Raw genomic sequence first — 15,856 nt, 5'->3', positions numbered from 1 at the left:
CGAGCATCCTGTAATGGAAATCAACCTCACACTACTCCTTGTACGAAAATTTGGTTATTAATTGACAAGATTTATTTCAACAGCGTGTTAAAAGAAGGCAATAACGCCTTCTTTTTTCTTTGTTATTTGGTAATTTTAGGGTTTTTATGATGTTTTTCTAACTCAATCTAGGTTTTTTGTCCTTCTTAGCTTTCCTCACTCAAAGCGTGCCTCTTGAAAGTAGGTCGATTCTCCTCTACAATTAATGAGTTATAGAGATAAAAATAGATAAAAAGGGACAGCTTTGAGGGGAGTACGGGATGCCAAAAAAACTATGGTTTTTGTTAATCGGTATGATTTTAAATGTAACAGGTAATTCTTTTTTATGGCCATTCAATACAGTATACATCCATATTTATTTAGGAAAGTCCTTGTCTGTTGCGGGGCTTATTTTAATGTTTAATTCATTGGCTGGTGTATTTGGTAATATGCTAGGGGGCTGGCTTTTTGATAAATTTGGGGGATATAGGTCAATCCTTACTGGTATTAGTATTACGTTTTTGTCGATATTAGGTTTGGTTATTAATCATTCTTGGACATATTACAGTTGTTTCTTCGTAATATTAGGATTTGGTGTTGGTATTGTATTTCCTTCAATGTATGCGATGGTTGGAGCGGCATGGCCAGAGGGTGGACGTAAAGCTTTTAATGCAATTTATGTAGCTCAAAATCTTGGTGTTGCGATTGGTACGGCTTTAGGTGGAGTTGTTGCGGCCGCTAATATTAATTATATTTTCTCAGCTAATTTGCTATTATATATTATTTTCTTCTTAGTAGCTTTATTTGGATTTAGAGATATTGGTGAACCTAAGCAATTAAAAGAGACTCATGTTGATAAAGCAGAGAAACAAAAATTTTCATTTACTCCTTCATTGAAGGCTCTGATGATTGTTTGTGTTGCATATGTTTTATGTTGGTTAGTTTATGTTCAATGGCAAACTACGATTGCTTCAGAAATGCAAAATCTACACATTGGATTAAAAAAATATAGTCTGTTATGGACTGTAAATGGTGCGCTTATTGTCTTAGCTCAACCAATCGTATCAACTGCAATTCGTAAATTTGAGTTAAGTATGAGAAAGCAAATGTTGTTTGGAATTGGATTCTTTATCGCTTCGACTATACTTGTGAGCACTGCCGATCATTTCTCAATGTTTATGACGGGTATGATCATTTTAACGATTGGAGAAATGTTCGTATGGCCCGCAGTACCAACTATTGCAAATATGCTTGCTCCAAAAGATCGTATAGGAATGTATCAAGGGATTGTCAACAGTGCAGCGACGGTTGGAAGAATGCTTGGACCTGTTATTGGGGGAGCTCTTGTTGATACTTTTAATATGAGGATATTATTTATCATATTAGTTGTCTTTTTAGTAATAAGCATGGTCTTCTCTGTGCTTTATGAAAGATTAGCAAAAAAAGTAGTAAAAGCTGAAAATCAAACTTTTGCTTCTTAAAAATAGGCGATGTATAATTGACCTTTTTCTTTGGTTATAATAAAATGGTATAAATTAAATCTAAATGATCGGCAATGATTGGGAATAGTAGTGAATATGAAGAGGTTTAGAGAGTTGACGGTTGGTGAAAGTCAATCCATTCTATTCATGAACTCGCCCATAAGCCACATTTGTGAACGGTTTTTACCAAGTAATAAATGTCGTGTTCCACGTTACGGAAACAAGTGAATGTATTTTTACATTAATTTGGGTGGTACCGCGGGAAATCCTCTCGTCCCTTTTGGGATGGGAGGATTTTTTTATTTGTAGACCGCTAGTACCACAGCCGAGCCATTTAATCATGAAAAAAGGAGGCAATAATATGAGTTTTAATCATCGTACTATTGAACAGAAATGGCAGAAGTATTGGTTAGAAAATAAAACGTTTAAAACAACTGACGATACAAGCAAGCCGAAATTTTATGCACTTGATATGTTCCCTTATCCTTCTGGAGCGGGATTACATGTAGGTCATCCAGAAGGGTACACAGCTACTGATATCCTTTCAAGAATGAAAAGAATGCAAGGTTATAATGTACTTCATCCAATGGGTTGGGATGCATTTGGTCTACCAGCAGAACAATATGCATTAGATACAGGTAATGATCCAGCCGAGTTTACTGAAAAGAATATTAATACTTTCCGTAATCAAATTCAGGCACTAGGATTCTCTTATGATTGGGATCGTGAAGTAAATACAACTGATCCTAATTATTACAAATGGACTCAATGGATTTTCCTAAGAATGGTTGAAAAAGGATTAGCTTATGTAGATGAAGTTCCAGTTAACTGGTGTCCAGCTCTTGGTACAGTTTTAGCTAATGAAGAAGTAATCGATGGGAAAAGTGAGCGCGGAGGACATCCGGTTGAACGTCGTCCAATGAAGCAATGGATCTTAAAAATCACAGCTTATGCTGATCGATTATTAGAAGATCTAGAAGAATTAGATTGGCCTGAAAGTTTAAAAGAAATGCAACGTAACTGGATTGGCCGTTCGGAAGGTGCAGAAGTTTACTTTAATGTTGGTGGATTTGATGAAAAAGTAACGGTATTTACAACACGTCCAGATACATTATTCGGTGCAACTTATGTTGTATTAGCTCCAGAACATGATTTAGTTAATAAAATTACAACAGCTAATCAAAAAGCTGCTGTCGAAGCATACATCGATTCAGTTAAATCGAAAAGTGATCTAGAGCGAACTGATTTAGCGAAGGATAAATCTGGTGTATTCACAGGTGCATATGCAATAAATCCTGTAAATAACGAAAAGCTTCCAATTTGGATTGCTGATTATGTACTTGCAAGCTATGGAACGGGTGCAGTTATGGCAGTACCTGCACATGATGAGCGCGATCACGAATTTGCAGTTAAATTTAAATTACCGATCGTTGAAGTTGTTGAAGGTGGAGACGTTCAAAAAGAGGCTTACGCCGGTGATGGCAAACATGTTAACTCTGATTTCTTAAACGGTTTAAATAAAGAAGAAGCACTTGGAAAAATGATCGAATGGTTAGAATCTTCAAAAGCTGGTGAGAAAAAAGTTACGTATCGTCTACGCGATTGGTTATTCTCTCGTCAAAGATATTGGGGAGAACCAATTCCAGTAATTTTCTGGGAAGATGGTACGATGACAGTTGTTCCTGATGAGGAATTACCATTAATTCTTCCAAAAGCAGAAGATATTCGCCCAAGTGGAACTGGAGAGTCACCATTAGCGAATATTGCTGATTGGGTTAATGTAGTTGATCCAGTAACAGGTAAAAAAGGAAGACGTGAAACAAATACAATGCCACAATGGGGCGGAAGCTGTTGGTATTACTTACGTTATATTGATCCAAATAATAGCGAAGCAATCGCAGATTCTGAATTACTAAAGCATTGGTTACCAGTTGATGTATACATTGGAGGAGCAGAGCATGCAGTTCTTCACTTACTATACGCTCGTTTCTGGCATAAATTCCTTTATGATTTAGGTGTAGTTCCTACAAAAGAGCCATTCCAAAAGCTATTCAACCAAGGAATGATTTTAGGGGAAAATAATGAAAAAATGTCTAAGTCTAAAGGAAACGTTGTAAATCCTGATGATATCGTTGCTAGCCATGGTGCTGATACATTACGTTTATATGAAATGTTCATGGGTCCATTAGATGCATCAATCGCTTGGTCAGAAAATGGATTAGATGGTTCCCGTCGCTTCTTAGACCGAGTATGGCGTTTATTTATCACTGATAACGAAGAACTTTCAGATAAAATTGTTGAAGGTCTTACTTCTAGCAGTCTTGAAAAAACATATCACCAAACAGTAAAGAAAGTAACAGAGGACTTTGAAGGTTTACGCTTTAACACTGCGATTTCTCAAATGATGGTGTTTATTAATGAAGCATATAAAGCTGACAAATTACCAAAAGAAATGGTTGAAGGTTTTGCAAAACTATTAGCACCAGTAGCTCCACATATCGGTGAAGAACTTTGGAGTAAACTAGGGGCTAGTGATTCAATTGCATATGCTACATGGCCAGCATACGATGAAGCTAAACTTGTAGAAGACGAAATTGAAATCGTAGTACAAATTAATGGTAAAGTAAAAGCGAAATTATTTGTTGCAAAAGATGCTTCTCGTGAGCAAATGGAGCAAATTGCATTATCAGACGATGCAGTTAAAGAACAAGTTGAAGGTAAAACTGTTCGAAAAATCATTGCTGTACCAGGTAAATTAGTAAATATCGTTGCTAACTAAATAGTTAATTCGAAAAAACCTCTTTTGAGGTTTTTTCTTTGTTTATTGCTTTTTTACAACCCAAGTCCCTTTTATGGGTAAGTAAATTTCAAGATTTTGCTTTTTAACTAACTCATGAACCTTTCCTGAGTTAGTATATTTCATCAATTTGCTTATTTACTAACTCATTCTCCCCCTTATGGTGGAAAGAATTAAACTTACTTTTTGCATAGAAAATAATTAGTTGTTAAGATGTTGCTATAAAGAAAGGATGAGCAATGATGAATACGATTTCTGCAAATGAAGTTAAAGAGCGTTTAGAATCAGGAGAAACACTATTTTTAGTAGATGTACGAGAGGATTATGAGGTTGAGTATGGGAAAATTCCGGAAGCAGTTCATATTCCAATGGGGCAAATTCCTAGCAAATTAGATGTTTTTAATAAAGAATTTGAATATATTTTTATTTGTAAGGCAGGCGTTCGTAGTGAGAATGTTTGTGAGTATTTAAATGATCTAGGCTATAAGGCGATCAACATGGAAGGCGGAATGATGGCCTGGGAAGGCGAGATCGAATAAAAAAAATTTGTCTGTCTATACTTTGTCTAACGACTGAAATCCAAGGTTTTTGTTGGATTTTTTATTTATTTAGTTTAAATTAGGCTAATGTTTTTTGGTATAAGGAATATTAAGCACGTGAGTTGTGACATATATTAAAGTAGAACCTCATATATTTTTTCATTGAGGTCTTTGCTTGTTAGAAAGGAGGGGGTTGATTTGCCTAAAACATTAAAAATTGATATTACCGATAAAATAATTGGTAAATTTAAAGATGGGCATATGGAGTTGTATTCTTCAAAGTATTTAATTGGAAAGTTTTACTTTAAAGACTTAAAACAATCTTTCGAATTGGCAGATGGTTATGTTGAAGAGGATGGACGATTCTATTTATTAGTGAACTTGCAACACGAACAATCGAACGCTCGCCTTTGACCTTAAATTAGGGACGGTGGATTTGTGCCAAAGAAAAATATAATAATTGAAAAGCATAAGTTAAAACTAGAAAATCAGTTTGATTGTTTTTCGAATACAACTATGGCAAAAAGCTTGGGGAATAACAGTTTAACTTTTATAAAGTTTCTTAAGAATCAATCCTTATGCTTTTCTATATGTAAAGATTATAGGACCTAGCGAAAAAATGTATTCGTTCGGTCCTTTGTTTATTTCTTAAAAATTCGTTTGAGAGTATTCCGCAGCTGATGCACCTGCTAATCTACCAGTTACCAAAGCAGCGGTTATGTTATAGCCACCAGTGTAACCGTGAATATCTAATATTTCTCCACAAAAATAAAGACCATTCATGATTTTAGATGACATTTCTTTTGGATGAACTTCCTTTGTTGAGACGCCACCACCTGTCACGAATGCTTTTTCAATTGAAAGAGTTCCGTTTACTACAAATGAAAAGCCCTTAAATAATTGGACAAGCTCTCTTAATTTCATGGTAGCAATTTCATTACAAGGAGTTGCCTCGTCAATTCCACATTTTGAAAGCAGAAATAGTAAATATCTTTCAGGTACATAACCTTTAAGAACGTTCTTAATCGCTTTTTTAGGATCTTCTTTTAGAATACTGTTTACGTCTTGAAATAGTGATTCCTCGTTTTGCTCTGGGAAACAATCAATCGCCATTGATACATTTTTGGTTTTAAACTTTTGTTGTACTTTATATACAAATTGGCTACAACGTAGTGCGGCAGGGCCCGAAATTCCAAAATGAGTAAAGAGCATGTCCATTTTATGGGCTATCACTTTTTTGCCTTTTGGATTTAATACACTTAATTCTATGTCTCTTAAAGCAAGGCCTTGTAATGATTTACTTTGAATAAAATCTTCACTTGAAGTAATAGGTACTTCTGTAGGAAAGAGTTCAGTTATTGTATGACCAGCTTTTTTTGCCCAAGCATATCCGTCACCTGTCGAACCTGTGTGTGGAACTGATTTACCACCTACCGCAAGGACAACACTTTTTGAGTGAATGACTGTTCGATCATCCAACAAGATTCCTACTACTTTACCATCTTCATATAATACGTCTTTAACGGTTCTATTGGTGTGAATATCTACATGATGTTTTTTTAGTTTTTGCATTAATGCATTTAATACTGATTTTGAATCATTTGAAACAGGAAACATTCTCCCGTGATCCTCTTCTTTTAATGCGACTCCCATGTTTTCGAAAAACTGTATGATATCCTCGTTATTATATAGAGAGAATGCGCTATATAAAAACCTGCCATTTCCAGGTATATGTTTAATAACTTCCTCTATAGGTAAGCGATTTGTTACGTTACAACGACCACCACCTGATATAAGGAGTTTTTGTCCTAATTTAGTTCCTTTTTCAAGTAAAAGTACTTTAGCTTTGTTTTCAGCAGCGCTAATTGCAGCCATCAGACCAGAAGTTCCGCCACCAATTACAATCACGTCATAAACCATTATTTCACTACTTTCGTTACAAATTTCTTTTAGTAAGTTTACCATTATTTCAAGTAAGCTCCAACTTCTTATCATTTTTTAATTTTTTCTTTTTAGATGATATGGTAAGATAGATTAGTTAGTTTGATCGAGAATTGGTAGGAGGCAGTTTATGTCAGATTCAAAATTGCTACGAGGTACCTTCATATTAACTGCTGGTACGTTTTTAATAAAATTTCTAGGAATGATTTATACATTCCCTTTTTATGCGTTAGTTGGTTCAAAAGGGTCTGCATTATATAATTATGGTTATGTTCCATATACTTTGTTTATCAGTATAGCTACCGCAGGTGTTCCGTTAGCAGTAGCAAAGTTCGTTTCGAAGTACAATGCGATTGAAGAATATGAAACAAGTAGGAGGCTTTTTCATGCAAGTCAGCTACTCCTAATATGTACAGGTATTTTTTCGTTTTTAACGTTATATATCATTGCACCTTATATCGCACCTCTTATGATTCCAAAGGATACAAAAGGTAATAGTGTAGAAGATGTAGTTTCAGTTATGCGAATAGTAAGTACTGCATTAATATTAGTACCTTCTCAAAGTTTGTATAGAGGTTTTTTTCAGGGGCATCAATCAACAGGCCCAACTACAGTTTCTCAGCTAATTGAACAAATTGTACGTATTGTATTTACATTAGTTGGAAGTTATATCATTCTAAAAGTTATGGGTGGAACAATTACTCAAGCGGTAGGGTTATCGACGTTTGCAGCTACAATTGGTGCTGTAGGTGGTATTTTAAACTTACTATGGTATTGGAGAAAGCGAAAAGTTCATTTAGATGAACTTCTTCCAAAATCAAAAGGACTAATCTATCCTACTAAATTAGAAATGTTCAAAGAATTATTTTCTTATTCAATTCCATATGTATTTGTTGGACTTGCGATCCCGTTATATCAATTAGTGGATCAGTTTACTTACAATAGAGCAATGGAAGCAATTGGACTAAAAGATATGGCAGAGAATACTTATGTAATGTTTTCATACACAAGTCACAAGCTAGTAATGATTCCAGTTTCATTAGCAACGGCATTTGGTTTAACACTTGTTCCCGCTATAACTGAAGCATTCGTAAATAAAAATCATAAAAAGCTACAAAGTCAAATTACCCAAACCTACCAGGTTGTATTTTTCCTAACACTTCCTGCTGTAGTAGGTATATCAGTTTTGGCAGAACCGATTTACAGTGCTTTTTATCAAAAAAGTACACTTGGTGGAAGTATACTAGGTTTTTATGCTCCAGTAGCTTTATTGTATTCACTTTTCACAGTAAATGTAGCTATTTTACAAGGTTTAGATAAACAAAAATATGCGATTATTGGTTTAATAGGCGGAGTAATATTAAAAATTGTATTAAATGTACCACTAATTCATTTATTTAAAACATATGGCGCGGTATCAGCAACCGCATTAGGCTATTTATTTTCGATCGTATACAATTTCTATTATATTCGTAAAAATGCGCAGTTCTCTTTCAATAAAGTGTTTAGAAGGATCATCTTTATGATTATCTTATCTGGCTTAATGGCTGGCGCGGTTTATGCTGTAGAATACTTACTAGGATTCTGGTGGACTTATAAAGATGGTCGAATGATTTCAATGTTACTGGTCATCATTGGAGCAATTGTAGGGGCTATTGTTTATTTAGGTGTTGCATACAAATTAAACTTATTTGAAATTATTTTAGGAGCTCGTTTAAAGAATCGTTTTAAGTTTGGAAAAAGAGGATAAAAATATATGGTGAACCTTCTTTTGTAGTGGTTCACCTTTTTTTACACATTAAGAGTGTATAAATTGACAGCGGAGAAGAAAAACGACGTAGAATCCATTATCAAGAATATTAAGTATAAATGCAACTACGCCTCTGACTTCGCTAAAAAAGCTCGCTAATCGGCGAGTTTTCTTAAACTTTTATTTAGAAAGAAAAGGTGCAAATTAATGAGAATTGATAAAATTTTAGCCAATATGGGATATGGCAGTAGGAAAGAAGTAAAGTCTCTACTAAAACAAGGTGTTGTAAAAGTTGGAGATAATATTGTAAAAAGCCCAAAAGAGCATGTTGATATTGAACAGCAAGTTGTAACGGTAAATGGTGAAGTAGTAGAGTATAAAGAGTTTGTTTATTTAATGATGAACAAACCACCAGGTGTTATATCTGCTACAGAAGATTCTGAGCATGAAACTGTCATCGGATTATTAGAATATGAAGAAATCATTTTCGAGCCATTTCCAGTTGGACGTTTAGATAAAGATACTGAAGGATTGTTATTAATAACGAATGATGGTCATTTAGCACATCAATTACTTTCTCCTAAAAAACACGTACCAAAGAAGTATTATGCAACGATTGATGGAGTAGTAACTGAAGCTGACATTAAAGCATTTGAAAAAGGTGTAACACTAGAGGATGGTTATTTAACAAAACCTGGTTATTTAACAATTCTTAAATCCGGAGAAGAATCTGAGATCGAATTAGTTATTATGGAAGGTAAATTCCATCAAGTTAAAAGAATGTTTGAAGCAGTAGGAAAGAAAGTTACTTACTTAAAAAGACTTGAGATGGGTCCTTTAAAGTTAGATGAAGATTTAGAGCTAGGTGAATATCGAGAATTGACTGATGAAGAGATTGACCTTTTAAAGTCGGTTAACGAAGAGAAATAAAGTGTACTTATAAATAGGTTAAGATGAATGTAAACATAAAGTTTAATCGGATATCACTAATATATTCTTAATAGAGAGCCAAAAGAAAAACAAAAACCCTAGATTAGACGTCAGACAAGACAATCATAGGTTTTTGTTTTTCTTTTTTTACGAAGAAGCTTTTACTTTTTTCCCTGTTACGGCCCATTTTCCCCTACTTGGACTATAAACTAGATTATTAAACTCTAAAATGTTTAAATCTCGTTGGATTGTTCTAGGTGTAATACCAAACTCCTCCACTAGGTCTTTTGTAGAAACGGTGCCATTTTCACTAATATACATGTAAATGGCTTTAATTCGAGTCAGCATTCGAGAAGTTCCAGAATTCAAAAAACCACTCCTTTACCTACCGCATTGTTTCATAACAGGTTAGTTAAGTATTTTACTAGTTAAGCTTATATTTTCATTTTACTCTTTTTCAGTAGTTTCATAACGAAATTTATGAAAATAATACAAAAATTTAATGAAAATTTGCGCAAACGTAATCGTTTTGCAAGTTTAAGGTAATATATTCTACAAAGAGTGTCATATTCCTTCTTTTTTCGTTCCATTTATGAATAAATTATGTTTAAATTTTAAAAGGTGATAAACTATTTATATTAAAGGAGGTATTTCTATGACACAAATTAATTGGATGGAAGAAGTTTTAAAACGTAAGGAAGATTATTTAAAGCAAACGATTGAACTTCTTAATATTGAAAGCGTTTATGATGAAGCGTCAATTTCAAAAGAAGCACCAATGGGTAAAGGTATTAATGAAGCACTTACATACATGTTAAATTTAGGTGAAAAAGACGGGTTTATTCCAAAAAATGTTGATGGATATGCTGGCCACTTAGAAATGGGAAGCGGCGAAGAACTAGTAGGAATTCTTTGTCACTTAGATGTTGTACCTGCTGGCGATGGCTGGTCTCATGATCCATTTGATGCAATTATTAAAGATGGAAATATTTATGCACGAGGTGCAATTGATGATAAGGGTCCTACAATGGCAGCTTATTATGCAATGAAGATTGTTAAAGAGTTAGGTTTACCAATTAATAAACGTGTACGCATGATTCTTGGAACAGATGAAGAAAGCCAATGGCGTTGTGTTGATCACTACTTTGAAAAAGAAGAAATGCCAACAATGGGCTTTGCACCTGATGCAGATTTCCCGATTATTTACGCTGAAAAGGGAATATTAGATATTAATTTCAAACAAATGCAGTTAAATGAAGATAACGAGAGTGAATGTAAATTAGTTTCATTCTCTTCAGGTAGAAGAGTAAATATGGTACCTGATTATGCAAAAGCGATCGTTACAGGACCAAAATTTGATCAAGAAGCATTTACAAAACATATTAGTGAATTAGGTTGTAAAGCTCAAGTTACTGAAGAAAATGGACACCAAGTTTTAGAAGTAGAAGGCGTTTCTGTACATGGAATGGAACCTGATAAAGGTAAGAATGCAGGTATTGCATTAGCAAGCTTCTTAAATCAATTTGAATTTAATGTTAATGCAGATAGATTCTTAAAATTTATCGTTGAAAACTTCAAAGGTGACTCTCGTGGTAAAAACTTGGGCGTTGCGTTTAATGATGATATTACTGGAGATTTAACAATTAATTTAGGAATTATGCAATACGAAGAAAATAATGGTGGTTCATTCGGCTTAACTTTACGTTATCCAGTGACAACTGATATTGACTTTGTTATTTCAACACTTACTGAACGTGGAAGTAAATATAGCTTTGAATATAATGAAATTAAAAATTCTAAGCCTCACCATGTTCCACAAGATCACCCATTAATTCAAACTTTACAAAAAGTATATGAAGAGCAAACGGGTGAGGAAGCAACATTGTTAACAATCGGTGGTGGCACATACGCTCGTTCATTAAGTGCAGGTGTAGCTTTTGGACCATTATTCTTAGGAAAACCAGAAGTAGCTCACCAAAAAGACGAATATGCTGAAATTGATGATTTATTAAAGGCAATTGCAATTTATGCACAGTCGATTGCTGAATTAGTTAAGTAATATAGTTTTAGACTGATTAAACGACTCGATTTTTTGAGACAATAAGGTTAAAGCGAGCGTTTTTCGTCAGTAAGGGGAGAGAATTTCCTCCCCTTTTTTATGTATTTTTTAGGAGTTGAGAATAATTTTGAACACATTACAAGCACGTAAAAATAGCATCTTACTTATTTTTAGCTATTATTTTTGTTTATTTTTTGCAATAGGATCGCTAGGACCTTTACTTTCTTCTTACTTTAAAAATGTGTTGGATTTATCAACTTCACAAATTGGAATATTAATGTCTTTAACGCCAATCGTTGCTATTTTTTCGCAGCCTCTATGGGGAATGGTTAGCGACATGACGCTTAATCCTAAAAAAATGTTGCTTATAGCGCAAATCTCCACAATTGTAATTGCACTTTTCTATTCTACAATCACTTCGTATGGCATGCTTTTATTTGTTGTCATCATGTTATCGATGACACAAAGTGCTTTAATTCCTCTTTCAGATAGTATTGCACTGAATTATGTCCAAAAAATCGGTGGGAATTACGGAGCTATTCGATTATATGGCTCAATTGGTTTTGCATTTGCTGTATTAGTTTCGGGAAGATTAGCTGAAGTTTTCGGTTTAGTCATTATATTTTTCGTATTTGCTTTTTGTATTCTAGTCGGCTTAGGTATATCAATTTTTGTTCCTAACGCTACGACAATAAGCAAAAGGGAGCCAATACTAAAAGGAATCCCGATTTTGCTATCTAATAAAAGATTTTTATTATTTTTAATTTGTGCCTTTTTAGTTTTTGGACCAATTAGTGCAAATAATACTTACTTCGGTTTATATATTCAATCTTTAGGTGGAACATTAACAGGTGTTGGTATTGCGTTTCTAATTTCTGCAGGTAGTGAAGCACCATTTTTGCAAGTAGCTAAGAGATTAATTAATCGTTTTGGGATATATAATATATTAATTGCAACCGCTTTAGTATCGGCTTTAAGATGGTATTTTTATTTTACAAATCCTCCGATTTCGATTCTTTTTTTATCTTGTCTTACACAAGGACTATCGGTTGGATTATTTATTCCAGCAGCTCTCCAGTTTGTAAGAGATCAAGCACCGGATTCTTTAAAAGCAACGGCTGTTACAATTTATTCAGGTCTAGGCTTAGGGATGGGAGAATGGTTCTGTACTTTCATAAGTGGATTTATATCAGAGGCATTTTCAATTAAAGCAATTTATATTTTATTTGGTTCTCTTAGTATAGTTGCAGTTGGAATCATGCAATACTTAAAAAAGGATTCTAACATAAAAGATAAAAAGGAGATTGCGTAATTTGAGTGAACATTATTTTCTTGCTGTTCCTTTGCCAATACAAATAAAAGAAATATTAGATGATTATTCAAAAAGATGGTATACAAAATTGCCTTTAAAGAAATGGACTTTTAAAGATGATTTTCATATTACTTTATCATTTTTAGGTCCAGTTACATATACAAAAAGTGTAGAGCTTATGGATCAACTACAAAAAGAGCTTAACGATTTTAAAAGTTTTGATTTGTCGATTCATCAGTTAGGTATTTTTGGGAGTACAGTACAGCCACGTGTATGGTGGTTTGGTTTAGAGAATAGTGTTGAATTATTGGAGTTACAAAATAGAATTTGTAAGATATGTGAAGAAAGCGGTTTTTCAATTGATAAACGACCATATAATCCGCATATTACAATCGCAAAAAAATATAATGATAGGTTCGATAAAGAATTTGAAATCCCACTTAACTGGGAAGAAGAGCCTTTAAATTTCAAAGTGAATGAAGTTATTTTATATAAGATTCAACCTTCTCAAAAACCAAGTTACCATATTGCTGAATCCATTACATTAAAGTAAAAAATATTATTTAAAATCTTGAACAAATTAATGAAATATAAGAAATATTTGAAGAAACTAACGAATATTTTCAAAAAGAAGCATGAAAGCGGAATGGTAACAACCTTTTTGTTTTGAATCCATTTTAACTCTTTGTGAATATACTAATCATATCGTTTTAATAAATTACGAAAATGCGTAGTTTTTATGTAAAAGTTTTAAATTTATAGTCTGGATGGTGAATAGCGTTGTTTCATATTAAAAGGGCTTTTGAAGCTTATATAGATGGATTTCAAGAAATAACAATGATTATTCCCAAATCGAACAAACATACAGTGCAGTCATATTTTGAACTAATTGAAGAGGATGGTCGGAAAACTAGGCTTCCTGTCGTATCTCGAATAGAGTTTGATAGATTTTTTAAATATACTGTTTTGACTACTGAAGTCCTGTTGTTAGAAAAAAAGTATGAGATTGAAGATGAATTTGGTATTCGCACAGATTTACAAGTAGGTGGAGTTATTCGTTCGAAGGACTTTGATGAAAAATATGCCTATGATGGAGAGGATTTAGGTGCGGTTTACACAAGTAAATCTACACAATTTAAAATATGGGCACCTACTGCTTCTAAGGTTAAGTTAAGAATTTATCAAGAATACGGTGAAGAAGAAAAGTTTACTGAAATATCTATGGAACGAGAAGAAAAAGGGACATGGAAAGCAGTAATCGACCGTGATTGTGACGGTTTAGTTTATAATTTTTTAGTATGTGTGAATCTGATTTGGCGAGAAGCAGTCGATCCTTATGCAAAAGCAGTTACTATAAATGGTAAACATAGTGTAGTAATTGATTTATCGAAGAGTAGCAAAGTTAGTAAGGTAAATAGTACACCACCAAGTAAGTATACGGATTGTATTATTTATGAAGTCAGTATTCGAGATTTTACTTCACATCCACTAAGCGGGATTCAAAAAAAGGGATCATTTCAAGGATTTCATGAAAAAGATACGATGTACAATGATTTTTCAACAGGTTTGGATTATATATGCAAGCTAGGAGTTACACATATTGAATTATTACCATTTTTTGATTTTGAAGGAATAGATGAAAATAACCCTTTCCAGAGCTATAATTGGGGCTACAATCCATTGAATTTCAATGCACCAGAAGGTAGTTATAGTTTAAAACCAAATGAACCAATTGAAAGAATAAATGAATTAAAGAAACTTATTTCAGTTTATCATGAACATGGTTTACGGATTATTATGGATGTTGTTTACAATCATGTTTTTGAATTACAAACTAGCCAATTCGAAAAAATTGTACCAGGATATTATTTCAGACAAGATGAACGTGGTTTACCATCGAATGGAACAGGAGTAGGGAATGACTTTGCATCTGAAAGATTGATGGCTAGACGATTTATTCTGCAATCAATAAAATATTGGACTAAAGAATATGACATCGATGGGTTTAGGTTTGATTTAATGGGAATATTGGATACGGATACAATGAATGAAATTGTAACAGAACTGACAATCTTAAAACCAGAAATAATCATTTTTGGAGAAGGTTGGGATTTAAATACATCATTAAATCCATCTTCTCGAAAAGCAACAATAAACCAAAGTCATCAACTATCAATGGTTGGGTTTTTTAATGACAAATTTCGCGATGGAATAAAAGGAAGTACTTTTTCATTTCAAGAAATAGGGTTTATACAAGGCAATAATATTCATAATGATTACTTGTCCGATTTACTTTTAGGTAGCGTTGGGATTAATAAACAAGTAAATTTATTTAAAGAGCCATATCAATCGATAAATTATGTTGAATCACATGATAATCACACTATGTGGGACAGATTAAAGCTTTCCAATCAGAAAGAAAATGAAGAAATTCTAAAGAAAAGGCATTTACTTGGAACAAGTATTGTATTATTTTCGTTTGGTGTACCGTTTCTGCATAGTGGCCAGGAGTTTTTTCGAACAAAAAAGGGGATCGAAAACAGTTATAATTCAGGCGACACAATAAATAGCATTGATTGGGCAAGAGCAGAACGTGAAGCTTCATCGATTGAAATTGTTAAAGAATTTATAGCAATTCGAAAGCGCTTTAATAGTTTCCGTTTTTCTTTAAAAGAAGAAATAGAAAAGTATGTAACGCCAGTCAATATTCATCGAGATCTGATTGGGTACCGAATTAGCGGATTAGAAGAAATCGACCAAGTTAAAGAAATAATGGTGTTATTTCATAATGGTCTAACTGATATTTATATTGATTTAGGAAATGAAGAAGACAATTGGGAATTTATATGGGATGGTCATAATCATTATGTTAATAAAGGGATGAAAGTGGATTGTAATAAATTACCAATGCCATCACTTTCGACTGTTGTATTAGTAAAATACTAGCAACTACTTGCAGATTCTAATTAAACAATGTAAACTTGTAAAAGATGGCTTATTACAGCTGATTGTAATAGGCTATCTTTCTT

General features: G+C 33.4%; 12 protein-coding genes and 1 other annotated feature. Of the genes, 10 read left to right on the top strand and 2 right to left on the bottom strand.

All coding sequences use genetic code 11. The features are described from left to right. Positions 1-299 precede the first annotated feature (299 nt). From CN946_RS12790 to CN946_RS12775, 4 genes are all read left to right on the top strand, one after another. A complete protein-coding gene (locus tag CN946_RS12790; protein WP_098861455.1) occupies positions 300-1,499 on the top strand; it encodes an MDR family MFS transporter in 1,200 nt (399 codons plus the stop codon). Positions 1,500-1,564: 65 nt separating this feature from the next. After that, positions 1,565-1,781, top strand: a binding site (T-box leader). Positions 1,782-1,860: 79 nt separating this feature from the next. Next, a complete protein-coding gene (gene leuS / locus CN946_RS12785) occupies positions 1,861-4,278 on the top strand; it encodes a leucine--tRNA ligase (protein WP_098861454.1) in 2,418 nt (805 codons plus the stop codon). A gap of 260 nt (positions 4,279-4,538) precedes the next feature. Beyond that, the gene (locus CN946_RS12780) at positions 4,539-4,835 is read left to right on the top strand and encodes a rhodanese-like domain-containing protein (RefSeq protein WP_286133920.1); all 297 of its coding nucleotides are present in this window, start codon (positions 4,539-4,541) and stop codon (positions 4,833-4,835) included. Positions 4,836-5,033: 198 nt separating this feature from the next. Beyond that, positions 5,034-5,249, top strand: coding sequence for a DUF2553 family protein (locus CN946_RS12775; RefSeq protein ID WP_056473333.1), 216 nt, complete (start codon positions 5,034-5,036; stop codon positions 5,247-5,249). A 234-nt stretch (positions 5,250-5,483) separates the two neighbouring features. Here CN946_RS12775 and CN946_RS12770 read toward each other — a convergent pair whose 3' ends face one another. Further along, entirely contained in the window at positions 5,484-6,755 is a 1,272-nt protein-coding gene (locus tag CN946_RS12770; RefSeq protein WP_098861465.1) for a BaiN/RdsA family NAD(P)/FAD-dependent oxidoreductase, read from the bottom strand. Between the two features lie 151 nt (positions 6,756-6,906). On the opposite strand from CN946_RS12770, the gene CN946_RS12765 reads away from it, so the two are divergent. Continuing rightward, positions 6,907-8,526: a putative polysaccharide biosynthesis protein gene (locus tag CN946_RS12765; RefSeq protein ID WP_098861452.1), complete on the top strand. Its 1,620-nt coding sequence runs from the start codon at positions 6,907-6,909 to the stop codon at positions 8,524-8,526. Between the two features lie 207 nt (positions 8,527-8,733). Further along, positions 8,734-9,456, top strand: a complete 723-nt coding sequence (locus tag CN946_RS12760) for a pseudouridine synthase (protein ID WP_098861451.1) — start codon at positions 8,734-8,736, stop codon at positions 9,454-9,456. Between the two features lie 147 nt (positions 9,457-9,603). Here CN946_RS12760 and CN946_RS12755 read toward each other — a convergent pair whose 3' ends face one another. After that, positions 9,604-9,804, bottom strand: a complete 201-nt coding sequence (locus CN946_RS12755) for a DeoR family transcriptional regulator (RefSeq protein ID WP_056473526.1) — start codon at positions 9,802-9,804, stop codon at positions 9,604-9,606. A gap of 307 nt (positions 9,805-10,111) precedes the next feature. Between CN946_RS12755 and pepV the strand changes: the two genes are divergently transcribed. The 4 genes from pepV (at position 10,112) to pulA (ending at position 15,773) form a co-directional block, all read left to right on the top strand. Continuing rightward, the gene (gene pepV / locus CN946_RS12750; protein WP_098861450.1) at positions 10,112-11,515 is read left to right on the top strand and encodes a dipeptidase PepV; all 1,404 of its coding nucleotides are present in this window, start codon (positions 10,112-10,114) and stop codon (positions 11,513-11,515) included. Positions 11,516-11,642: 127 nt separating this feature from the next. Further along, positions 11,643-12,827, top strand: coding sequence for an MFS transporter (locus CN946_RS12745; protein ID WP_176547315.1), 1,185 nt, complete (start codon positions 11,643-11,645; stop codon positions 12,825-12,827). Position 12,828: 1 nt separating this feature from the next. Then, a complete protein-coding gene (thpR, locus tag CN946_RS12740; RefSeq protein ID WP_176547314.1) occupies positions 12,829-13,380 on the top strand; it encodes an RNA 2',3'-cyclic phosphodiesterase in 552 nt (183 codons plus the stop codon). Between the two features lie 227 nt (positions 13,381-13,607). Continuing rightward, a complete protein-coding gene (gene pulA, locus CN946_RS12735) occupies positions 13,608-15,773 on the top strand; it encodes a type I pullulanase (protein ID WP_098861447.1) in 2,166 nt (721 codons plus the stop codon). The last annotated feature ends 83 nt before the right edge of the window (positions 15,774-15,856 follow it).

The sequence above is a fragment of the Bacillus sp. AFS053548 genome (assembly GCF_002575105.1).
Lineage (GTDB): Bacteria > Bacillota > Bacilli > Bacillales > Bacillaceae_G > Gottfriedia.
Note: the sequence above shows the minus strand (reverse complement) of the source record. Positions and strands in the feature narration are given on the sequence as shown.